This window comes from Tepidibacter thalassicus DSM 15285 (genome assembly GCF_900129915.1).
GTDB lineage: Bacteria > Bacillota > Clostridia > Peptostreptococcales > Peptostreptococcaceae > Tepidibacter > Tepidibacter thalassicus.
On record NZ_FQXH01000016.1, the window covers coordinates 1 to 23,502 of the forward strand.

26 protein-coding genes are annotated in these 23,502 nt (G+C 27.1%); 17 read left to right on the forward strand and 9 right to left on the reverse strand.

Features of this window, described 5'->3' with window-relative positions; genetic code table 11:
- The 9 genes from BUA19_RS07640 to BUA19_RS07675 all read left to right on the forward strand — a co-directional run.
- A partial coding sequence (locus tag BUA19_RS07640; protein ID WP_143145398.1) for an RNA-guided endonuclease InsQ/TnpB family protein occupies positions 1-459 on the forward strand: 459 nt, incomplete at its 5' end.
- 221 nt (positions 460-680) lie between these two features.
- Positions 681-1,190, forward strand: a complete 510-nt coding sequence (locus BUA19_RS07645; RefSeq protein ID WP_242939264.1) for a tetratricopeptide repeat protein — start codon at positions 681-683, stop codon at positions 1,188-1,190.
- Between the two features lie 31 nt (positions 1,191-1,221).
- The gene (gene rlmH / locus BUA19_RS07650) at positions 1,222-1,701 is read left to right on the forward strand and encodes a 23S rRNA (pseudouridine(1915)-N(3))-methyltransferase RlmH (protein WP_072725381.1); all 480 of its coding nucleotides are present in this window, start codon (positions 1,222-1,224) and stop codon (positions 1,699-1,701) included.
- A 194-nt stretch (positions 1,702-1,895) separates the two neighbouring features.
- The gene (locus tag BUA19_RS07655; RefSeq protein ID WP_207645980.1) at positions 1,896-2,426 is read left to right on the forward strand and encodes a hypothetical protein; all 531 of its coding nucleotides are present in this window, start codon (positions 1,896-1,898) and stop codon (positions 2,424-2,426) included.
- A gap of 115 nt (positions 2,427-2,541) precedes the next feature.
- Positions 2,542-3,291, forward strand: a complete 750-nt coding sequence (locus tag BUA19_RS07660; protein WP_072725306.1) for a DUF4184 family protein — start codon at positions 2,542-2,544, stop codon at positions 3,289-3,291.
- A gap of 49 nt (positions 3,292-3,340) precedes the next feature.
- Positions 3,341-3,682, forward strand: a complete 342-nt coding sequence (locus tag BUA19_RS07665) for a zinc ribbon domain-containing protein YjdM (protein WP_072725308.1) — start codon at positions 3,341-3,343, stop codon at positions 3,680-3,682.
- A gap of 176 nt (positions 3,683-3,858) precedes the next feature.
- Entirely contained in the window at positions 3,859-4,827 is a 969-nt protein-coding gene (locus tag BUA19_RS11865; protein WP_207645981.1) for a hypothetical protein, read from the forward strand.
- The gene (locus tag BUA19_RS11870) at positions 4,820-6,070 is read left to right on the forward strand and encodes a DUF1430 domain-containing protein (protein WP_207645982.1); all 1,251 of its coding nucleotides are present in this window, start codon (positions 4,820-4,822) and stop codon (positions 6,068-6,070) included. Before BUA19_RS11865 ends, BUA19_RS11870 begins: the two co-directional genes overlap by 8 nt.
- Before the next feature lie 5 nt (positions 6,071-6,075).
- A complete protein-coding gene (locus BUA19_RS07675; RefSeq protein ID WP_072725310.1) occupies positions 6,076-6,732 on the forward strand; it encodes an ABC transporter ATP-binding protein in 657 nt (218 codons plus the stop codon).
- Between the two features lie 87 nt (positions 6,733-6,819).
- Here BUA19_RS07675 and BUA19_RS07680 read toward each other — a convergent pair whose 3' ends face one another.
- From BUA19_RS07680 to BUA19_RS07690, 3 genes are all read right to left on the reverse strand, one after another.
- Positions 6,820-7,239 carry a PPC domain-containing DNA-binding protein gene (locus BUA19_RS07680; RefSeq protein WP_072725312.1) on the reverse strand — a complete coding sequence of 140 codons (420 nt, stop codon included), beginning with the start codon at positions 7,237-7,239 and terminating at the stop codon, positions 6,820-6,822.
- Positions 7,240-7,306: 67 nt separating this feature from the next.
- Positions 7,307-8,704: a sensor histidine kinase gene (locus BUA19_RS07685; protein WP_072725313.1), complete on the reverse strand. Its 1,398-nt coding sequence runs from the start codon at positions 8,702-8,704 to the stop codon at positions 7,307-7,309.
- A complete protein-coding gene (locus BUA19_RS07690) occupies positions 8,697-9,392 on the reverse strand; it encodes a response regulator transcription factor (RefSeq protein WP_072725315.1) in 696 nt (231 codons plus the stop codon). Before BUA19_RS07690 ends, BUA19_RS07685 begins: the two co-directional genes overlap by 8 nt.
- 188 nt (positions 9,393-9,580) lie before the next feature.
- Here BUA19_RS07690 and BUA19_RS07695 point away from each other — a divergent pair, with 188 nt between their 5' ends.
- Entirely contained in the window at positions 9,581-11,326 is a 1,746-nt protein-coding gene (locus BUA19_RS07695; protein ID WP_072725385.1) for an NADH-dependent [FeFe] hydrogenase, group A6, read from the forward strand.
- Positions 11,327-11,356: 30 nt separating this feature from the next.
- On the opposite strand, the gene BUA19_RS07700 is transcribed toward BUA19_RS07695, so the two are convergent.
- The gene (locus BUA19_RS07700) at positions 11,357-11,716 is read right to left on the reverse strand and encodes a hypothetical protein (RefSeq protein WP_072725317.1); all 360 of its coding nucleotides are present in this window, start codon (positions 11,714-11,716) and stop codon (positions 11,357-11,359) included.
- Between the two features lie 213 nt (positions 11,717-11,929).
- Here BUA19_RS07700 and BUA19_RS07705 point away from each other — a divergent pair, with 213 nt between their 5' ends.
- Entirely contained in the window at positions 11,930-13,507 is a 1,578-nt protein-coding gene (locus BUA19_RS07705) for an S-layer homology domain-containing protein (RefSeq protein WP_143145399.1), read from the forward strand.
- 22 nt (positions 13,508-13,529) lie between these two features.
- Here the strand turns inward: BUA19_RS07705 and BUA19_RS07710 are convergent, their stop codons facing one another.
- From BUA19_RS07710 to BUA19_RS07720, 3 genes are read right to left on the reverse strand one after another with little or no spacing between them, the layout of a single operon-like run.
- Entirely contained in the window at positions 13,530-14,102 is a 573-nt protein-coding gene (locus BUA19_RS07710) for a manganese catalase family protein (RefSeq protein ID WP_072725319.1), read from the reverse strand.
- 17 nt (positions 14,103-14,119) lie between these two features.
- Positions 14,120-14,368 (reverse strand): spore coat protein CotJB, encoded by a 249-nt coding sequence (locus tag BUA19_RS07715; protein ID WP_072725320.1) that lies wholly within the window; start codon positions 14,366-14,368, stop codon positions 14,120-14,122.
- A 2-nt stretch (positions 14,369-14,370) separates the two neighbouring features.
- Entirely contained in the window at positions 14,371-14,511 is a 141-nt protein-coding gene (locus tag BUA19_RS07720; RefSeq protein ID WP_084601991.1) for a spore coat associated protein CotJA, read from the reverse strand.
- Positions 14,512-14,745: 234 nt separating this feature from the next.
- Here BUA19_RS07720 and BUA19_RS07725 point away from each other — a divergent pair, with 234 nt between their 5' ends.
- The 5 genes from BUA19_RS07725 (at position 14,746) to BUA19_RS07745 (ending at position 20,222) form a co-directional block, all read left to right on the forward strand.
- Positions 14,746-16,389, forward strand: a complete 1,644-nt coding sequence (locus tag BUA19_RS07725) for a YcdB/YcdC domain-containing protein (RefSeq protein ID WP_072725322.1) — start codon at positions 14,746-14,748, stop codon at positions 16,387-16,389.
- Positions 16,390-16,475: 86 nt separating this feature from the next.
- A complete protein-coding gene (locus BUA19_RS07730) occupies positions 16,476-16,973 on the forward strand; it encodes a hypothetical protein (RefSeq protein WP_143145400.1) in 498 nt (165 codons plus the stop codon).
- Complete coding sequence (locus tag BUA19_RS07735; protein ID WP_072725326.1) at positions 16,970-18,589, forward strand: carbon starvation CstA family protein; 1,620 nt, start codon at positions 16,970-16,972, stop codon at positions 18,587-18,589. The genes BUA19_RS07730 and BUA19_RS07735 overlap by 4 nt, the downstream gene beginning before the upstream one ends.
- Positions 18,590-18,675: 86 nt before the next feature.
- Positions 18,676-19,551, forward strand: coding sequence for a class I SAM-dependent methyltransferase (locus BUA19_RS07740; RefSeq protein ID WP_072725328.1), 876 nt, complete (start codon positions 18,676-18,678; stop codon positions 19,549-19,551).
- A complete protein-coding gene (locus tag BUA19_RS07745; RefSeq protein WP_143145401.1) occupies positions 19,551-20,222 on the forward strand; it encodes an RluA family pseudouridine synthase in 672 nt (223 codons plus the stop codon). The genes BUA19_RS07740 and BUA19_RS07745 overlap by 1 nt, the downstream gene beginning before the upstream one ends.
- 59 nt (positions 20,223-20,281) lie before the next feature.
- Here the strand turns inward: BUA19_RS07745 and BUA19_RS07750 are convergent, their stop codons facing one another.
- Both BUA19_RS07750 and BUA19_RS07755 read right to left on the reverse strand, forming a co-directional pair.
- Positions 20,282-21,520, reverse strand: coding sequence for a dicarboxylate/amino acid:cation symporter (locus tag BUA19_RS07750; protein WP_178137470.1), 1,239 nt, complete (start codon positions 21,518-21,520; stop codon positions 20,282-20,284).
- Between the two features lie 271 nt (positions 21,521-21,791).
- Entirely contained in the window at positions 21,792-22,694 is a 903-nt protein-coding gene (locus BUA19_RS07755; RefSeq protein WP_072725332.1) for a TMEM165/GDT1 family protein, read from the reverse strand.
- 101 nt (positions 22,695-22,795) lie between these two features.
- Between BUA19_RS07755 and BUA19_RS07760 the strand changes: the two genes are divergently transcribed.
- Positions 22,796-23,494 carry a peptide arginase family protein gene (locus BUA19_RS07760; protein WP_072725334.1) on the forward strand — a complete coding sequence of 233 codons (699 nt, stop codon included), beginning with the start codon at positions 22,796-22,798 and terminating at the stop codon, positions 23,492-23,494.
- Positions 23,495-23,502: the final 8 nt, after the last annotated feature.

Consider the following 23,502-nt stretch of genomic DNA (forward strand, 5'->3'; position numbering starts at 1 on the left):
AAAACAGAAGGAGGTGAAATCCGTTACCAAAAAACTAAAAATATTATAAAACTTGAAAAGAAGATTAAAAAACTTCATAGTAAATTTAAAAATATTAGACTTAATCATATACATCAAGCTACTTCTAAAATGGTGAAAACCAAGCCAAAAAGAGTAGTTATGGAAACATTAAATGTTGAGGGTATGATGAAAAATAAACACTTATCAAAGGCTATACAAGAGCAAGGTTTTAATATATTTATAAATCAAATGAGATATAAATGTGAAAAGTATGGTATTGATTTTATTCAAGTACCTATATTTTATCCAAGTAGTAAAACTTGTAGTAACTGTGGCGAAATTAAGAAAGATTTAAAACTTTCGGATAGGCTTTATAAATGTAGCTGTGGATTTATTTGTGATAGAGATAAAAATAGTGCTTATAACCTTGCAAATTATGGTTTAGAAAAATCAATTTAAAAGATTTTCTAAATTGGGGATTCGTTACACCCTACTACATCGATAGATGTAGCAAAGTCTATGGAGTGTTATAAACACCAAAGTAGCTACGGCAAAATGGAACACTATGAAGTAGGAAAGAAACAAAAGCTATAGACTTTTGAAATCTTCTTATAAAGTTTTATAAGCTTTTGGTAACGGTTTATATGTTAAGGGTTGTTTTAAATAGGTTTATATATTTGATGCTAATATGTATTGGTATTTTTTTAGTTTTAAGTAAAAAATATTTTTTGTTATCTCTTCCTATAATATTATGGATAATAGTAGAAAGGGTATTTTGGAAAAATTTTTATTTAGGAAAAAGACTTTTGTATAAAAGAAGATATAAAAGCTCTGTTGAGCATTTTAATATGTTTTTAAATGATATTGAGGATAAGCCATGGCTGAGTTATCTTAGAATGTTTAATATAGGAGTATATACACATAATTTAAAAGCGAAAGTATATAACAATATAGGTATATGCTATTTAGAATCTAAAGCATTTAATAAAGCTGAAGAATACTTTAATAAAGCTATAGAAGAAGATAATAAATTTTGTTTACCATATTATAATTTAGCAATAATTTATCTTATAAAAGATGATGAATTAAAAGCGAGGGATTATTTAACAGATGCAATAAAAAAAGGGTACAATAGGGTAAAGCTTGCTCAGCTTAAAGGATATGTTATGTTGAAATATAAAAATAGATAATTTAGATATTATAAGAGGAGTTGTTTGGGTGTTGAATATAGATATTGTTTGTGTTGGTAAGATAAAAGAGAAGTACTTAAAATTGGGAATAGATGAGTTTAAGAAGAGACTTTCTAAGTATTGTAAACTTAATATTATAGAGCTTTCCGATGAAAAAGCACCTGAAAATATTTCGGATAAAGAAATTGCTATGATAAAGGATAAAGAAGGTAAAAGAATTCTTAATAGTATAAGGGATTCTTCTTTTGTAATAACTTTAGAGATTGAAGGAAAGCTTTTAAGTTCGAAGGAGCTTTCTAAAAAGATTAGTGACCTTGCTTTGAGAGGTAATAGTCATATAACTTTTGTTATTGGTGGGTCTTTAGGACTTGGAGATGAAGTTTTAAGAAGGAGTGATTTTGCTCTTTCTTTTTCTAAAATGACTTTTCCGCATCAGCTTATGAGATTAATACTTCTTGAACAGGTTTATAGAAGTTTTAGAATAATTAAAGGTGAACCGTATCATAAGTGATATGATACTTCCAAAGTGGACAATGTAATTAATTAAAATTATTAATCTACTTTGGAGGTATTTTTTATGGGGAGAAAACTCGAATTTAGCAAGGAAGTAAAAATAGAAGTATTTAAGATGTTTGATGTATATTGGAATTAGGAAGAATGATTGTTGTAGAAAAATAAAATGGAGAAGAAAGTGAGGAACAAGTTATGTTTATAATGAAAAATAACTGTCAGATAGAAAGAAAAGAAATTTATTTAGTTATCTCAAAGTTACTGATTGAAGTTATAGAAACTAACAAACCTTATATTTGGTATAAAACTGAAGAACCTTTTATAAACAAATATAATGGTAGAATTAGTTATGATTATTCGGGTGAAGTAAGAGAAATGACTTATACAGATATAATTAAAATGAAAAATGAGCTTGGTAAATCAGAAATAGCACAGATATTGTATTTTTCTAAGTTAGATGAATTATTATCTGAAATATATATCGATCAGTGGACACCTACTTTTCAATCGAATTACGGTAAAAGTTGGGTTAGTTATAAAGAATTGTTGGAAAGATCATTTAACGAATGGAAATATGAAAATTTTGAAATATACAATGAAGAAACAGAAGAAGAAGACGAAGATTTAGATATAGAACTGGATAATGTTTTATATGATTTTTTAGAGGATACATCTTATGAGATATACTACGCTAAAATTTTAAATAGCCTTAAGCAGTCTACTTAAGAGCACAAAGGGATGGTATATTTATTGAATAGATGGAATTTTTTAAAAAAGAAGATTTCTTGCAATTAGAAGAGATAATGTATTTATAGAAATAAATAAGGAGGGTTTGGGGAAAATGCCGTTTACGTTTGCACATCCATCTATTGTATTGCCTTTTTTAACTAAACGGACTAAATATTTAGATTTTACAGCATTAGTAATTGGCACCATGGCACCTGATTTTGAATATTTCATCTATTTTAGACCAAAACAAATAGTTGGACATACATTTTTAGGTCAATTATATTTTAACTTGCCGATTGTTTTTATTGTGGCTTGTATTTATCATTATATATTAAAAAAAGCTGTTATATTAAATTTACCAAAACCTTATTGTGATAAATATTATTATTTAACAAAAAAGAGTTGGAGAATAAATTCATTATTTAAATTTATTGTATTTTGTTATTCTGCTATTTTAGGGTCATTTACTCATTTGTTTTGGGATAGTTTTACACATAAGACGGGTTTTTTTGTTAAAAATATAGGGTTATTAACAAAATATATTGATATAGCAAACTTTAAAATTCCAATTTATAAAATACTACAACACGGTAGTACGGTTTTAGGTTTTGTAGTAATTATTATGTATTTAATTGCTATTCAAGATAAAGGCATATCTAAAAGCGATTACATTCAAATAAATAAATTTTATAAATTTAGATTTTGGAGTGGAGTAATTGTAATTAGTATGCTTATTATATTATTGGTAATTTTTAAGTCAAATAGTTTATTGTTAGGAAAAATTATCGTAACGTTGATTGATGGAATATTTATTGGGCTTATATTTATGTCGTTGTTGACTAGAGCATTAAATATCCTGTAATATTAATTGGAAGGCGTTAGAATTTAATAACAACGAATGGAGGAAAAATATGTTTAGTTTACCAAATTGTCCGAAATGTAATTCGGAATATACTTATCAAGATGGGAGCATCTTTGTTTGTCCAGAGTGTGCTCATGAGTGGACTTTAGAGTTGGAAGATGAAAATAATGAAGATAAAAGGGTTATTAAAGATGCAAATGGAAATATTTTAAATGATGGAGATTCTGTGATAGTAATAAAAGATTTAAAAGTAAAAGGAAGTTCGCTTGTTGTAAAAATGGGTACAAAAGTAAAAAATATACGTTTGATTGATGGAGATCATGATATTGAATGTAAAATAGATGGTTTAGGAGCTATGAAATTAAAATCTAAATTTGTTAAAAAGGTATAAAAAACCCTAGAAAAATTGATTTTCTAGGGTTTTTTATATCATATATATTTTATATGGCTAAAACTAAAGTATGAACATTTTCTGAAAAAAATTGTAAATTTAGGGAACATTTTTGTTATTAATCTATCTTTATTTATAGATTAACTTAATAAATTTATTTAAGGAGCTTGATAACTTTGAAAAAAATAATAGTAATTTTTCTTATTTTGGCATCTGTTTTTTCTTTTGTTATAGCTTATAATCAAACAGATAAAGAAGAACTTGAAAAAATATCAAGAGTAGAGACCTGCATAGCAAAACAGTTTGTAATTCCAAACAATCTTATGATTGCTAACGCGGATGAATTATATCCTCTATTGTATGAAGCTGCAAATGAATTTAAGGTCAATATTTTCAGAACAAATATCAATTATAATATAGATGATAAAGCAGAAATTGTAAAATATATCTTACTGATAGATGACACAGATTTTTTTAATTCATTTAGGCTTAAAAGCGGTAGATTTTTAAGCTCAAAAGACACGCAACAAAGTGAGTTATATATATCAACAAGAAATATTGGTGATAAAAATCAGATAGGCATCATCAGAGATTTTGGGAATAATGATTTAATCATGATAAAACCGCTTAAGACTTCTTATGAGCATCTGCCTGTTTATGGTCAATATTTTGTAGAGGTATATGATGACAAAATATTTAGTGCATTTATAGAAGGTTTTGTCCATAAGATCAATAAATATTACAAAACCTCGTTCAATTCTGAGGATTTTAAGCAAAATTTAAGTAATGTTGAATATTATTCAACTTCTTCGATAAGCATTTTAAAATATATCAATTACATGATTTTTGTCATTACTTTAATTTTGCTTAACTACTATATTTTCAATGAATCCAAAAGAATAGGTATAATAAAAATGCATGGTATATCTAACATACGCTTGTGGTTTATTATGGTTGGAAAATTAATAATAGTTGTTTCTTTTTTATCAACATTAGTCTTATTGTTTCTGGCTATATTGGTGAAAAATACAACATATTCATTTGTTTGTAGTACTATTTTGTATCAATTAAAAACTTGTATAATCATGATAGCTATTTCATTTATTCCATATATATATATATATATCGAAAATCAAGATGAGTAATATAATAAAAAATAGAAAGGATATAAATGGTATATTTATTTTAAATATTTTGCTTAAAGTGGTTTTTTCCATATTATTAACCTTTGTCTCCTTTTCAATTTATAGTAAATATATCGATATATGTAATACACAACAAAATCTAAAGAATTGGGAGCATAGTAAAGATTACGCTGTCTTTTATCCAGTAAAAATAGGGTATGATCAAAAAGATTTAGAAAATAATCTTCCTATATACACTTCAAGTGTAGATGGTGAACTTTATCCCATTCTTAATAAAATGGGATCAATATTAATCAATACTCGCAATTATGAAGAAACAGCTCTTCTTTTAAACAGGGATTATAAAGGAATCGAATCAATAACTGTAAACAATAATTATTTGAAAGAATTTCCTGTATATGATATACATAACAATCCTGTGCAAGTTTCAGAGGATACAAATAATTGGATTTTGCTGGTACCTGAAAAATATCGTGATAGAGAAAAGGATATATTGAGCTTTTTTGAAAAAGACAGAGCAAGTTCTATTGATTATGAAAAAGAATTTTTACATAAAGAAATTCCATATAATATTAAAAATCAGCATATTGAAATTGTTTGGTTGAAAAATGATCAAAAAATATTCAGTTTCAATCCAGAAGTATTTAAAGCTGAACATAATATCATAATGGACCCAATAATTCAGGTGGTTACAGAAAAAAATAGTCTTATCACAGACAGGTCTTCCATTTTAGGAGGCGGATGTACAGATCCATTAAAGATAAAACTGATTAACAGAGATACATCATTGACATACAAAATACTAGAACCTGAACTTAAGAGGCTGAAACTGGATGATAACCTAAAACATCTAATAACTGTTAATCAGTTTATTTTGCAGGAATTATATGATATACAAAAGCAGATAAACGAGTTTTTGCTCATAGGTTTAGGTCTGATATTAGGATTGTTAATACTTATCATACAAAATACGATTGTATTTTTTAACAAAAATCAACGTAAATTTATAGTACACAGACTATTTGGTATAGGCTTTTTCAGAACATATAAAGAATATAGTTTGTTATTCTTTATAACATGGATATTTCAGTTATTCATTTGTTGTATTGTAAACAGAGCTATAGATGTTAAGTTAATTTTATTTGGTGGAGTTATAATGTTGATTGAACTTGCGGTTTCAGTGATTTCACTTATAATAATAGAACAAAGAAATAAGGTAGAAATTTTAAAAGGAGGGATTTAAATAGTATGTCAAATATATGTGAACTTATTAATGTCAACAAAAGCTATGCAAAAAACGTGGTTTTAAACAATATAAACATGACAGTATCTAAGGGTGAAATGGTCGCCATTACAGGAAAAAGTGGTTCGGGTAAAACAACTATTCTGAATATAATAGGATTGCTTGAAAAGCCAGATAGCGGTATTGTCAAAATATTTGACGAGGAAATCCCACGTATAGGTTCAGTAAAAGCGAATAAACTTCTCAGAACAAGAATTTCTTATCTATTTCAAAATTATGCACTTATTGATAATTCGACTGTGAATTATAATCTTGAAATACCTCTGATATATTCAAATAAAACAAAGAAAGTAAAGCAGCAGATGAAAATAGTTGCACTAGAGAAGGTAGGGTTAAATATTTCTCTCAATCAAAAAATATATGAACTTTCAGGAGGGGAGCAACAAAAGATTGCTCTAGCAAGAATCCTTTTAAAGCCATGTGACTTAATACTTGCTGATGAGCCTACTGGTTCTCTAGACTCTCATAATAGAAATGAAATAATGAGAATTTTAAAAGAACTTAACAATACAGGTAAAACAATAATCATAGTCACTCATGACCCATATGTTGCAAGTATATGTGACAGAACTATAAATTTAGTGCACAAACAAATAGTATAGCTTCTTTAATACCTAAAATATAATTTGGAATATACATCAAAAAGATATAAAAAACCCTAGAAAATTTGATTTTCTAGGGTTTTTATATCACATTTTATATGTATTTATTCCTATATTTTCATTAAATTCTCTTTCTATATTTCCATCAATAACATCGATTATAATTTCACAAGTTGCACTTACAACAGCTTCTGTTAGATGACCTCCAAATGTTTTATAATTTTCATCAGATAAATTAATATGTAAGTGGAGATAAACTTCTCCATTTTTTGTTGAAATATTTCCTATAATACAGGTTATCTCGTAATCTCCTATAAGTTCAGTTGAATTATATTCTTTTGTATTTAGATTGAAAAACCCAATAGTGGCTTTATTAGTTGCTCCAATGCCATGGATTGTTCCGAGAGTTATTTTATTATCAATACAAAATTGTTTTAAAGTATCTACTATTTTTTCTCCTTTATCAATTCTTAAAACATACTTATTTCCAAATTTTTTTGATTTCATCATACCTTCCCCCTTTATATTAGATTATATGTGTCTTTTATTATATCACAATAATAAAATGTTAATTTCATTTTGCTAAAGGAATAGAAATTATAAATTTACAGCCTTTTTTGTGATACTTATCTAAATATATAGTTCCACCGTGTTTTTCTATTATTGCTTTGGTTATGGCAAGTCCAAGTCCTGTTCCTCCAGTTTTAGAGTTTCTGGAAATATCACCTCTAACAAATGGTTCAAATATATCATTTAAAGAATCGCTATTTATACCTATTCCGTCATCTTCTATTGTTATTACAGAAATATCAGATAATTTTTTTACTTTTAATTTTAGAGTAGTATTTTTTCCGCTGTATTTAATGCTATTTATTATAATATTGCTTAAAGCTCTTTCTAAATGTTTAGGACTTATTTTACATATTATTTCTTTTTCAGGAATATCAAACTCGTATGACATTCCATTTTCTTCAAGTTCGAAAATGTAATTTACAAGTATTCTTCTTATAAATTCACATATATCGTAATTTTTAAACTCTATTTTATTATTATCGCTTTCTATTTTAGATAATTCGAACAGATCTTGAATTAAATTATTTGCTCTTTTACTATTTGAAATGATTATATCTAAATATTTATTTTTTACATCATCTTCTAAGTTTTTATTTTGATAAAGAGTTTCGGAATATCCAATAATATTTGTAAGTGGTGTTTTTAAATCGTGGGATATATCTAAAATTAATCTTTTTCTGTTTTTTTCTGATTTTTCTCTGAGGTTTATTTCGTTTTGAATTTTTTGTGCCATTTGATTTATCGCATCTCTTAAAAGGCCAAGTTCATTTTTGGATTTAAAATTTATTTTTATATTGTAATTTCCATTGCTTATTTTGTTAACACCGTGTACTAGTTTTTTAATAGGACGTACTATACTGGTAGACGTTATTTTGGCATAAATTACTATTACGATAAAAAAACTAATTATAAAAAAGCTTAATATAAAAGCAAAGAAATTTTTAAGTGGGAAATTGTATTGATTTGGAAGTGCAATAAGCAAAATATTGTCTGTATTTTTTGAATAATAAAATTGAAAATCAGAATAATATTTTGTGTAATTGAGTTCTTTTGCATTGTAGCTGTTTATTAAAATTTTATTAAAAACTTTTTGAGGGTAAATATAACCTATTTTATGTTTGCTATTGTACTGAGAAATTACTTTTAAATTTTCATCTAATAATTCTACATATGAATTAGAAGAAATATTTTCTATTTCACATGCTTTTTTTATTCCGTATTTATTTATATTTTTATACAATTTGCTCATGTTTATATCGTCTTGAGGAAGTGGATAGTTTTTTTCTATATAAATAATGCTAGTGACAAAACTTAGAATAACAATAGCTATTAATAATATAAATAAAAATAAATAATTTATAAAAAATTGAGTAGATATGTTTAGTTTAAGTTTACTCATTGCATTTCTCCATTCTATATCCTATACCTCTAATTGTTTTTAAGTATTTTGGTTTTTTGGGGTTATCTTCAATTTTTTCTCTTAGGTGGCTTATATGAACCATTATAGTATTGTCATCTCCATAGTATATATTTTCCCATACGAGTTCATATAGTTGTTTTTTTGTATAGACTTTTCCTATGTTCTCCATAAAGACAGAAATGATTTTAAATTCTTTTGGGTTTAAATCTAAAATTTGATTGTTTTTTTTAAGAACATAGTTTTTTAAATCAAGGATTAAATCTCCATTAGTTATTATATATTTTGATTCTTTTTGAGAATAATTTATATATCGTCTAAGTTGAGCTTGAACTCTTGAAGTTATTTCGATAATACTAAAAGGTTTTACTACATAATCATCGGCACCAAGGCCAAGGCCTAATACTTTATCACATTCTTCAGATCTTGCAGTTAAAAATATTACTGGGATTTGGCTTGTCTCTCTAACTTTCGTTAAGACTTTAAATCCATCCATTTTAGGCATCATAACGTCAAGAAGAAGAAGGTCTATATCTTCTTTATAAAATATTTTTAAAGCCTCAATTCCATTAGAAGCTTCAAAGATGTTGTAGCCTTCTTTAGATAAATGAAGGACTAAAAGATTTCTTATATCTTCTTCGTCTTCTGCAATTAAAATATTTATATTCATAATATTTCCCCTTCCAAATAATTATTAATATATAATTATAATATATATTTAAGATAAATTTAAGAATAAGTTAAGAAAAGTTCAATAAAAAAATAAAGGACTTAATATATTGAAAGACGAATTATCTAAAATATGTATAGAAATTGAGAATTTTGAGAGGGATTTTGAGTAAGGGGGATGAATTTGTGATGGTTAATTTAACTATAGATGGAAAAAGTGTTTCTGTCGATGAAAAATCTACTATACTAGATGCTTGTAAAAAACTTGGGATAGATATTCCAACTCTTTGTTATCATCCAGAATTAAAAGTAGAGGGAAATTGCAATATATGTTGTGTAAAAATAGAAGGGAAAGATGATTTTGTTCCATCATGTTCTACTTTAGTTGAAGAAAATTTAATAGTATTTACTAATACCGATGAAGTAAAACAGAAAAGAAAATCTATACTCAAAGAACTACTATCTAAACATCCAAATGATTGTTTAACTTGTGAAAAAGCATCAGGGGATTGTGAACTTCAAAATTTATGTTATATTTTAGATGTAAATAGAGATGAAGTTCCTTTTAAGGGAGAAATAAGAATGGATTTGATAGATTGCTCTAGTGATTCAATTGTGAGAGATATGAATAAATGTATATTGTGTGGTAGGTGTATATCAGTATGCAGGGACATTCAAGGAATAGGAATATATGAATTTAATAGTGAAAAAAATTTAGTTAGGACTGTAGGTGATAAATCTTTAAAAGAAACTAATTGTATAAATTGTGGGCAATGTGTAAAAGTATGTCCTGTTGGAGCTTTATATGAAAAAACACAAATACATGAAGCTTTAAAAGCATTATTGGATAATAATAAGCATGTTGTTGTTCAAATAGCTCCTGCTGTTAAAAATACATTAGGAGAGGAGTTTGGATTAGCACCGGGAACTGATGTTACTGGCAAAGTGGTTGTATCTCTTAGGAAACTTGGAGCTGATAAGGTATTTAATACTGATTTTTCAGCAGATGTAACTATTATGGAAGAAGGAAATGAATTTATAAGTAGACTTAAAGAAGGAAAAAATTTGCCTTTACTTACTTCATGTTCACCGGGGTGGATAAAGTTTGTTGAACATAATTATCCAGAACTTTTAAAAAATGTATCTTCTTGCAAATCACCTCAACAGATGTTTGGAGCACTTTCTAAATCTTATTATGCTAAAAAATCAGGAATAGATCCTAAAAATATAGTAAGTATTTCTATAATGCCGTGTACTGCTAAAAAATTTGAAGCAAATAGACCTGAAATGGAAGTGAATGGAATAAGAGATGTAGATATAGTGCTTACGACAAGAGAACTTGCAAAAATGATTAAAATAAAAAATATTCCATTTTTGGATCTTGAAGATGAAGATTTTGATAAATTTTTAGGAAAAGGTACGGGTGCAGCTAGAATATTTGCGACATCTGGTGGTGTTATGGAGGCTGCACTTAGAACTGTTTCGTATGTATTAACTGATGGAGAAATGGATGATATAGATTATAAATCAGTTAGAGGATTAGATGGAATTAAAGAAGCTGAAATAAAAATAAATGGAACTGTTGTAAGAGTTGCTGTAGTAAATGGAGCTTTGAATACAAGGAAATTATTAGATAAGGTAGTAAATGGTGAAGTTGATTATCATTTTATAGAGGTGATGGGATGTCCAGGAGGATGTTTGGGTGGAGGAGGGGCTCCAATTCCAGATAATAAAGAAATTATGGAAATGAGAAAAGAAGGTCTGTATAATTCAGATAGAAATAATGAAATTAGAAGATCTTTTGAAAATCCAGAAGTTAAAGAGCTTTATGATGAGTATTTAAAAAACCCCGGAAGTCACTTGGCACATAAACTACTTCATACTAGTTATGTAGATAGAAGTGTAAAAAGTAATAATAAAGTTATGAACTGTTAGAATTAAAAAAGAAGGAGATTTCCTTCTTTTTTAATCTAAAAATTTCATTTGATCTTTACGATGGTTTTGTTTTTCAATTGCTTTTTCTAAGTCTTGTTTATTCATATGATTTTTGTTCTGATCTAAGTAATTTTGAGTGTAGTGATAATTTTTTTCTAAATTTTCGAGTTCATTGTCGTTGCTATGTTGTCCATAAGCTATTATATTTTTTAAATTTTCTATTCTATATTCTCTGTCTTTTTGTATTTCTTTAACATGTTCAATTTGTTCAGGAGAAGTTATATCAGAATGTTGTTCAAGATGGCGTTCTGTTCTAGTATGTTTTTCAACTATATCGATAAGTTCATCTATTCTACGAGCATTTTCTGCATTTAAATTTTCATTTTTCATTATAAAACCTCCTTTTATTGAATGTATTATTATTTTTTCATGTTTAGAAATTATAATACTTTATAAACTCTTCCAACTAGAAATTACATATTTAAATTTTGCAAAAAAAATTATGCTATTTGCGTTTTATAATTTACAGTATTTACTTCTTGAATATAGATAGTGTATGGGTATATTATTAACTTACGATAAAAATTTAAAGGGGGGAGACCTTTGAAATTGAAAAGTAAGATTTTGGATAAGATAACAAAAATTTGCACATGTTTAATTTTGATTTTAATATTATTATCTAATTACTCTGTGGTTCAAGCTCAAAAAATAAATACATCTTATATATACTTTAGTGATAAAAGTAGTTATGTGCAGATTGTAGATAATGCAAGTGGTTCTGTAGATATAGTTTATCCTAGCTATTTTGATTTGAATGAAGATGGAAGTTTAAAAATAACTCAAAAATTAGATATTGATTTTATAGAAGAGATGCATAGAAAGAATATAAAAGTAGTTCCTTTTTTGAGTAATCACTGGGATAGAAGTTTAGGGAGAGCAGCTCTTAGAAATAAAGAAGGTTTAGTAAGAGAAATTGTAAGAGCTGTTGAAAGATATAATTTAGATGGTGTTAATGTAGATATAGAAAATGTGACTGATAAAGATAGAGATGATTATACAGAACTTGTAAAACTTTTGAGGGATAACCTTTCTTCAGATAAAGAAGTTTCTGTAGCTGTAGCTGCTAATCCAAAAGGATGGACAAAAGGATGGCAGGCGTCTTATGATTACAGAAAATTAGGAAAATACAGTGATTATTTATTTATAATGGCTTATGATGAAAGTTATATGGGAGGGCCTTCTGGACCTGTTGCAAGTATTCAATTTGTAGAGAAGTCTATACAATATGCTTTGAAATATGTTGAACCAGAAAAAATTGTATTAGGAATTCCGTTTTATGGGCGTTACTGGAAAGAAGGAGAAGTAATAGGAGGATATGGAGCGAGTTTAAAAAAAATAGATAAAATTATTAAGAATTATCCTTCTAATGTAGTATTTGATAATGAAAGCAAATCCCCCATGGCTACTGTTTATGCTCCCGATGGAACGTATATATATTGGTATGAAAATGAAGAATCTATAAAAGAAAAGTTAAAATTAGTTAAGAAGTATAATTTAAAAGGTAGTGGAAGTTGGAGTTTGGGTCAAGAAAAAGAAAGTTTTTGGGATTTTTATGATTTATGGTTAAATGGTTATTACTTTTTAGATATAGATGGTCATTGGGCAGTAGATTCTATATTGTCAATGGTTGAAAAGGGTTGGATGAAAGGAACTTCTGATGAGTATTTTTCACCTAATGATAAGTTAACAAGAGCTCAGGCTGCTGTAATATTAGTTCGTATTTTAGGTCTTGATGGTGAAAAAGTAAATTCATATTCGTTTGAAGATGTTTCATATAGTTATTGGGCTAGCAAAGAAATTGAAATTGCTAAAAAGTATAATATAATACAAGGGAAAGGAAATAACATGTTTTATCCTGATGAAGTTATTACAAGAGAAGAAATGGCTGCTATGCTTTATAGAATACTAAAAGGTGAAGATATTAGTTACAATAAAGTAAGAGTATTTAAAGACGTTTCTTCTAACGATTGGTCGTATGGATATATAATGGCTATGAATGAGCAAGGTATTTTCAGAGGATATGACGATGGAAATTTTTATCCTAAAAGAGAATTAAATAGAGCAGAGATGGCTGTATTAATGGATAGAATTGCAAAATATAATTTAGATATAGAAAAATAGAGTTGTGTAATACAACTCTATTTTAGTAAAGTTTTTTAGAATCCTTGTATTCATATACATCCATTAAAGCTTCTCCGAATCTTTGATAATGAACAACTTCTCTTTCTCGTAAAAATCTAAGAGCATCTTTTATGTCTGGGTTATCTGTTAGATTAATAAGATGTTCATATGTTGTTCTAGCTTTTTGTTCAGCGGCTAAATCGTTATGAAGATCTGTAATAGGGTCTCCTATAATGCCTATATAAGATGCAGTCCATGGCACTCCGTTTGTATCTGCAGGAAATACAGAATTATCATGTTGTGTATATTGAGATCCAAGTCCTGCAGCTTTAAGTTCTTCAGGAGTTGCATCTTTTAATAATTGATATACCATTGCTGATATCATTTCTGCGTGAGCAAGTTCTTCTGTTCCTATATCTGTGAGAAGAGCTTTTGATTTGCCTGTTGGCATTGTATATCTTTGATTTAGATATGTTATAGCAGCACTTAATTCTCCATCTGGGCCACCTAGTTGAGTTATTATATATTTTGCCATTCTAATGTCTTTACATTTAATATTAACTGGATATTGTAATTTTTTTTCATAAATCCACATAACTTATCCTCCTTTTATTACTTGCCTTCCCATGGCCATGGCTCATTTATCCATGCAAATGGATATTGACTTAAAGAAGATCCAAAATTAGTTAATGGACCGAAATTCATTTCATAAATTTTTTTAAGTTTCATAGATTCGTTAGCAAGAGCATTGTAATCTTTTAGAGCATTTTGATTATTTGGATTGTTATCTAAGTATAAATTAAGTTCAAGACATGCAAAATCGACTTCTTGTATTTTTCTAAGTAATTCTTCTTGTTTCATAATTATTTCCCCCTATCTTTTTTACCTTTCTTTTTGTATGGTTTATAAAGTTCAGGAAATACAGTTCCTTTTTTAAATCCTTCATTTAAAGGAAATATACAAGTGTATCTTTGTTTTATTATATAAGGTCTTGCTAATTTCATATATTTTACCTCCTTAAAATTTCCTCAATATCATGTTATGAATATTAAAAAAATCTGTGATAAATAAAATATATTTTGAATATAAATAGTATTTAAGATTAATTTAAGAGTTTGTTAAGAGTTATTTAAGAATTAGTAATTATAATGATATTTGTAACTGTTTTGTAACCATTTATTTAATTTTAAAGAATATAATTAAATTGTAAATAAATTATGAGAAAGAAGGGTGTAAAAATGATAAAGAATAAATTTTTGGGAGCATTTATGGCAGCGGCTATTGTGTTTGGAAGTTTAAATCCTGCATTTGCAGATTTAAATAATAGTGTTGTAGCGATGCATGAACAACAAAAACAAGTTAAAATTTCAAAAGAAGAAGCTAGAAAAATAGGAATGAAAGAAATAAAAGTGTTATTTGGAATTGATGTTAGTGATTTTGATGAAAATATCAATTTTGATTCTTATATGGGAATTTGTAATTGGAATATATTTTGGAGTAAATACATAGATGAAGAAAGAATAGAATTTTTTGTATCTGTAGATTCAAATACCGGTAAAATCAGAATGTTAAGTAAGCATGAAAATGTAAATTTTGATAGAAATGAAAAAGAAAACGCAAAGATAGATTTAGAAAAAGCAAAAGAAATAGCACTAGATTATATAAAGCAAATAAGTCCAGAAAAAGTTAATCAAATTAAACTTTCTGATTATGATTGTTTTGGTAATGAATATGTTTTTACTTATGTGAGAGATATTGATGGAATAGAATATGATGAAGATTATATAACTGTTGATGTTGATGCTGTAAATGGAAAAATGATAGGGTATTATTATACTTGGTTAGATAATATTAATTTCCCAAAGGTAGATAATATTATAAGTAAAGAGGAAGCTGAAAAATTATTTGATGAAAACATAGAAGTATATCTAAATTATAAATCTAGTTTTGATTCTAAAACTAATAAAGAAAAAGCGATGCTAGTGTATAATTATAGATTTAAGAACAGCGATATGATAGATGCAAAAGAAGGAAAATTTATAAGTTGGGGTGGACAAAGTAAAGAAAAAGAAGAAACTAGAGATATAGATGAGTCTAAAAAAGAAGAAATATTTAAAAATGCTAAACACAGTTCTAAATTAGAAAAAAATTTAACTAGAGAAGAAGCTGTTGAATTAATCGACAAAATAATAAAAGAACTTTACAATGTAGATGTAGAGTTGAATAATGTTCAGTATTTAAGGGATAACTATATAAATTCAGATGGTATTTGGATGGCTGATTTTGTTGAAAAAGGTAATGATAAATATGTTGGGAATGTAATTATAAGTGCTTTGACAGGTAAATTGATGAATATATCTATGTGGGATAATGATGAAAAAGATGAAGCATTTACTCCTAAACTAACTTGGGATGAAGCTTATGAGAAGGCTATAGAAGCTATAAGTGAGTTTTTTCCTGAAAAGATAAAAGATATAAAAACTGAACAAATTAAATATCCTTTAACTTATAAATTTGAAGGAAAAGAGATACAAAAAAGAAATATCTATTTTAATTTTCCGAGAATTGTAAATGGAGTAGAATACTATGATAATAATATAGTTATTGTTGTAGATATGAAAACTGGACAAATAAGAGAATTGGATTGTTTTTGGAATGATAAAATTGAATTTGAAGATATAGATAATATTATAAGTAAAGAAGATGCTAAAAAAATATTTTTTAAAGAAAATAAGCCAAAACTTAAATATATAAATTTAAATACAGATAATGATAATCTTAAGTATGAAACAAAATTAATATATATGTTTACTCCAGTAGATTTATCTAAATCAGTATTTGATGAAATAAATGCTCATACTGGAAAAGCAACGAACTTTTAAGGCTTCCTATAGGAAGTCTTTTTTTTATGTAAAAATAACTATATATGTAAAATAATATACATATTATATAATATATAGTAAAGGGGGTGGATAATATAGTAATACAAAAGCTGAAAAAAGCCATGGCCTATAATTTTAACTTATATGAAAATTATAATCTAGATCAATTTCACTTTGAATTTATGGGAGAATTTATAATTAAAAATGAAAAATATTTTTTAAGTAAAAAAAATGTAGTTTGGGGGTATGAAAATAGAGAATACGTTTTTGTTAAGAAATTGGAAAATTTAACAGAAGAAGATATAAATTATTTTTTGATATTTTCAAAAATGGCCATGGAGAAATTGGTGAAAGTACATGAAAATCATATGTCAACACATATAACTTTATTTATAGAATGCAAACAAAAGGAATCTAATATAACCAAAAAAATAAAAAAAATAAAGATGAGAAAAAGTTATATGTGGGGATTGAGGGGGTGGTCCAATTTAAGAATAATAATATTTGATTCTTCTCAAAATGAATTCATATTTAATAAAGATTCTAAAGAAGTAATTAATTTTTATAAGGGGGTATTAAATTGAATTCAGTAACTCTTTTGATAATAGGAGCAATTATACTATTTATAGGGTATGTAACTTATGGAGCATACCTTGTAAAAAAATGGGGAATAGATGATAAAAATAAGACACCAGCTCATACTAAAAAAGATGGAGTAGATTATATGCCTGCTAAAACTCCTGTTCTTTTAGGTCATCATTTTGCGTCTATTGCAGGAGCAGGACCAATAGTTGGACCAATTCAAGCTGCTATATTTGGATGGATACCTGTAACTCTTTGGATTTTAATAGGTGGTATATTTTTTGGCGGAGTACAAGATTTTGGATCTTTGTTCGCATCAGTAAGACATGGGGGAAAATCTATAGGGGAAATAATAGAAGTTAATATAGGAAATAAAGGTAAAAAACTATTTGCTGTATTTGCATGGCTTACTCTTTTATTAGTTATTGCTGCATTTACTAATATAGTTGCGGGAACATTTGCATCAACACCAGAAGCTGCATCATCTTCTTTATTATTTATATTACTTGCAATAGTATTTGGATTTGCAGTATACAGACGAGGTGTTTCTTTGGGAATAGGGAGTGTTATAGGAGTTATTTTGCTATTTTTATGTATGTATTTAGGAATGTTGTTTCCTTTGAAATTGAGTAAAGAAGTATGGATAGTTATATTGTTGTTGTATATATTTATAGCATCTGTAACTCCGGTTTGGATACTACTTCAACCTAGAGATTATTTAAATTCATTTTTGTTATATGCGATGATTATAGGAGCAGTACTTGGAGTTATAATTACAAAACCATCAATAAAAATGGCTGGATATACAGGATTTAATATAGATGGCAATTATTTATTTCCAATATTGTTTGTAACAGTAGCATGTGGTGCTATATCAGGATTTCACTCTTTAGTAGGATCGGGAACATCATCAAAGCAATTAGATAAAGAATCAGATGCAAAGAAAATAGGATATGGTGGAATGCTTATAGAGTCCCTTCTTGCTATAATAGCTATAATCACTGCAACTTATTTAGGAGCAGATAAATTAAAAGAACTTTTAGCACAAGGCGGTCCTATAAATGTGTTTGCAGATGGAATAGCTAATTTTATGGCTTCATTTGGAGTGCCTTTTACAGCAGGAAAATCATTTACAGCTCTTTCTATATCAGCTTTTGCATTAACTAGTCTTGATACATCAACAAGATTGGCTAGATTTATATTCCAAGAATATTTTGAAAGTAAAAGTGGAGAAAAAACTATACTTACAAATAGATATATATCAACAGGAATAACTGTTATACTTGGAGGAATATTAGCATTTATGGGATATAAAACAGTGTGGCCGATATTCGGATCTGCAAATCAACTTCTTGCAGCATTAGCTCTTTTAGCAATAGCGGCATGGCTTTCAAATACAGGTAAAAATAATAAAATGTTGTTGTTTCCTATGGTATTTATGTTTGCAGTAACTTTAACAGCGTTAGTATTATTGATAAAATCTAATATAGCAAATCACAATTATATACTAGTGATGTTTGCTGTATTTTTATTTATACTTGCAGTAGTTTTACTTGCTCAATCTTATAATGTGTTATTTGGAAAAAAGGTCAATAAAGCTAATGGTCCCAATTCATAATATTGGGACTTTTTTTGTATCTTGAAAGTAGATGATAAATAATATATAATAATTTGACTAAATAAAATTTTAGGAGTGATAATATTATGCTTTTACTTGCAGATAAATGGAAAGATTATGAACTTATAGATACAGGAGATGGAGAAAAATTAGAAAGATGGGGAAAATATATATTGAGAAGACCAGACCCACAAATAATATGGCCTTTACACAAAGAATGGTCTTTATGGAAAAATCCACATGGCCATTATCATAGAAGTTCGAAAGGTGGAGGCCAGTGGGAATATAAAAAAGATATGCCTGAAAAATGGACTATAAAATATAAAGATTTATCTTTTTATATAAAACCTACAGGATTTAAACATACGGGATTGTTTCCAGAACAGGCTGCAAATTGGGATTGGATAATAGAAAAAATAAAAAAGGCAAATAGACCTATAAAGGTACTCAATCTTTTTGCTTATACAGGAGGAGCAACTGTTGCAGCAGCTTATGGAGGAGCCGAAGAAGTTTGTCATGTAGATGCAGCAAAAGGTATGGTAACTTGGGCAAAAGAAAATTTAGAATTGTCAGGGCTTAAGCATAAAAGGGTTAGATTTATAGTAGATGATGTATTTAAATTTGTTCAAAGAGAAATAAGAAGAGGGAGAAAGTACGATGCTATAATAATGGATCCACCATCTTACGGTAGAGGACCAGGAGGAGAGGTTTGGAAAATAGAAGATAAGCTATATGATTTTATAGAGCTATGTATGAATGTTTTATCTGATGAACCTCTATTTTTCCTTATAAATTCATATACATCTGGTTTTTCTCCAATTGTTTTAGAAAATATATTAAATTCATCTATTGGGAAAAAATATAAAGGTAAAATATATTCTGGAGAAATTGGAATACCTATAACTAAAACTGGATTAGTACTTCCTTGTGGAATTCTTGGAAGATGGGAGTCGTTAAAATAATGGTAGATGTGATATACGAAGATAATCATTTATTGGTTGTAAAAAAACCTGTAAATATATTGACACAGGGAGATAGTACAAAAGATAAAGATATGATTACAATATTAAAATCGTATATAAAAGAAAAGTACAATAAACCGGGCAATGTTTTTTTGGGACTTGTTCATAGACTTGATAGACCAGTTGGAGGTTGTATGATATTTGCAAAAACTTCAAAAGCAGCATCACGTCTTTCAGAGCAAGTGAGAAATAGGAGTTTTGAAAAAGTATATTTAGCTATACTTAGAGGAAAACCTAAAAAAAATAAAGGAATATTGAAAGATTTTTTATATAAAAATAAAAAAACTAACATAGTAAGAGTTGTAAATAAAGATTTTAGTGAAGCCAAAGAAGCAATACTTGAATATAAGGTATTACAAAGTAAAAATAATTTAACATTAGTGAAAATAAAATTGAAAACTGGAAGACCTCATCAAATAAGAGTACAGTTTTCTAGTAGGGGCAATCCTCTGTATGGAGATCAAAAATATGGAAGAAATTTAAATAAGAGAGGAGAACAGATTGCTCTTTGGTCTTATAGAATAGGAGTAGTTCATCCAACTTTAAAAGAAAAAATGAATTTTACTTGTTTACCACCTGATGAATATCCTTGGAATATATTTAGAATTTAATAAATAAAACCTTCTAAAGTAGATGTTATGAAATCTAACTTTAGAAGGTCTTATTTTGATTATCCTTTTTGTTTTAAATTTTCTATAATTACTGCACAAGAAGCATCTCCAGTTACATTTACAGCAGTTCTCAACATATCAAATATTCTATCCATACCAAATAGTATAGGAAGACCTACTATAGGTATATTAGCAGACATTAGTACTGCAACGACTAGTAATGAAGGCCCAGGAACTCCTGCTTGACCAATAGAGCCTATAGTTGCTGTAAGTATTATAGCTAAATATGATGCCATTGTAAGTTCAATTCCAAAATATTGAGCGAAAAATACTGCAACTAGTCCGTAATATATAGAGTTACCGTCCATATTTATAGTAGCTCCAAGTGGAAGTACAAATGATGTTATTTCTTTAGATACTCCTAGTTCTTTTTCACAAACTTCTGTTGTAACAGGAAGTGTTCCCATAGAAGAAGCAGATGAAAAAGCAACAGAAAAAGGCTTCATTACTTTTTTTATGAATTTAATTGGAGATACTTTAGAAAGTAGTTTTACCATTAAAGGATAAAATCCAAAAGTATGAATACCTAAAGTGAATATATATACAATAAATAATTTAAATACAGGTGTTAATGAATTAAATCCAAAAGATTTAATTGAATATACCATAAGAGCAAATACTCCTATAGGTGCAAATAACATTATTTTATTAATAACCCATATAAGTGCTTCTGTTATATAATCGAAAACTTTTAATATAAATTCTTTTTTATCTTTTTCAATAGATGATATTCCAAATCCTAAAAATAAACTGAAAAATAGTATTTGAAGCATATTTCCATCTACTAAAGATTTAATAGGATTTGTTGGAATTATACCTTTAATAGTTTCCCAAAAACCAGGTATAGTTCCTTTATCAGCGTATTCGTTGGAAAACATAGCAGATATAGAGCTATCAACTCCAATACCTGGTTGTGTTAAATTTCCCATTATTAAAGCAAGTATAACAGCGAAACACGTTGTAAACATATAATAAGCAAATGTTGATATGCCTATTTTACCAGCAGATTTGGTATTACCTATAGATGCAGCACCGGATATTATAGATGTTGTAACTAAAGGAATAACTACCATTTTAAGTAGTTGCATGAATATATCCCCTAGATTAGAGCATATAGTTGTAGCGAAATATTCTCCTGTATTTGAAACATATAAAGCTGTACCTACAGCTATACCTAAAAGCATAGAAATTATTATTATAATTCCTAGGTTAGAAAAAATACTTTTCTCTTTACTCATAATAAACCTCCTTAGTTATATAAAACAATACTAGACTTCATTTTATATAAATTTCCTTGTAATTTCAATGAAATAGTATTAGTTTTACATAAAAAATAAATTATATGGATTAATAAAATTAAATTAAAACATATTTTATATTAATTTTATTAACAAAAATAAAATAAAACTTAATTTTATTCGGCGAAAAATGTGTTTAAGTAAAAAAACAAAGAAATTTCCAAGTTACAACAAAATGTGGGAAATTTCTTTGTTTTTTATTATTTAACATTTATTTAGAATTTGTTTTTTTATTATGCTTGTATTTGTATATATTGTGAACTTTTTCGTAAAGGTTTATATCGAACTCTTTTAAACTTTCTAAATACTTAATGACACTTCCTAGATAGGGTATATTTTCTCCTATATATTTTTTTTCTAATTTAAGTCTTTGTCTGTTTAAAGAACAGTATTCTTTGTGTTCTTGTCCACAATTTTTGCATTGAGATAATATTTTTGCTATTTTTTTTTCATAATACTCATCTTTTTGAATAGCATTGTGTCGTAATACGAGAATTATTGACAATAAAAGTATTCCAAAATAACAAAAACTATTTAATGGATTTATGTATATACTTGGAAGATATTTGTATAATCCTATGGTTCCAAAGAATATAAACACAAAAGATGCTATTATTTTCATTGTTACTTCAGGTATTTTTTTGCCGAGGAGTTTGCCAACTATTATTCCAAGTCCTCCTGTGATTATCATTCCAGAAACTGTTCCAAATAGAATAAATATAGGATATTTAGAATTTGCACCAAGTGTCATAGCTGTAAGTTGTGTTTTATCTCCTAGTTCACCTATAAAAAATGCAAGAGCTACTGTTATGATAGGACCGTAGTTTGATTTTAAATTTTCTTCATTGTCTTTTTTATCAATTTTAAGAGACCAAATACCAAATAATATAAATAATATAGAAGCTAGTATTTGAATTTTTTCTATGGGAAAAAATTTGCTTATATAATTACCTATTGCAATAGCAATTCCATGATTTAAAAAAGAACCTATAAAAATACCAATTAAAACACTAATAGGTTTAAATTTTGAAGCAAATGCCATGGCGAGAAGTTGGGTTTTATCACCCATTTCAGCTAGAGTTATTAATACAAAAGCTGTAATAAATTCTTTCAAAAAAATTCCTCCTTAGTATAAATACTGTTGTATTATAATATTATTATATTCTATATAGATTATATACAACCTTTTTATAAAATTAAAGTGGAGGTAGTAAAATGGATTATTATAAAGGATTTTTTATAGATAAACCTGTTGGAAATAATGTATTTTCATACGATAAGAGAAAACAAAAAAATATATATGTACCACCTTTAAAAGAAGGAAATATTGAAGATGTCAAAGTGGGAAAGAATATAGTATTTTCTGAAGTTGAAGATGGAATTGAAATAAATGCTTTGGGTCTTGAGTATTTTATAAAATATTCTTTTGGTGAAAAAGATATTTATATATTTGACAATCATAATCATGCTTTTTATTTTTGGATAAAATCTTTAAAAAGAGGTAAATTTAAAAGAGGAATAAAACTAGTTCATATAGATCAACATAAAGACATGAGAGAACCTGATGATTATATTAAAGATATAGATGATTTAGAAAATGTATTTAAATATACTAATTTTAATTTAAATGTTGGAAATTTTATAAGGCCTGCACTTGAATTAGGTGTATTTTCAGATGTTATAATACTTGATAATTTGAGTAGTTTTAGTTTGGATATAGATGAGGAATTTGTTTTAGATATAGATTTAGATATATTCTCAGAAGATATGAATTATATAGATTATGATTTGAAAATTGATAAAATTAAAGAACTTATTGATAAATCAAATGTAGTGACAATAGCTACTAGTCCGTTTTTTATAGAACAAAATTATGCAATAAATGTTTTAAATGAAATATTTAAAAAAATATAGATATTTGA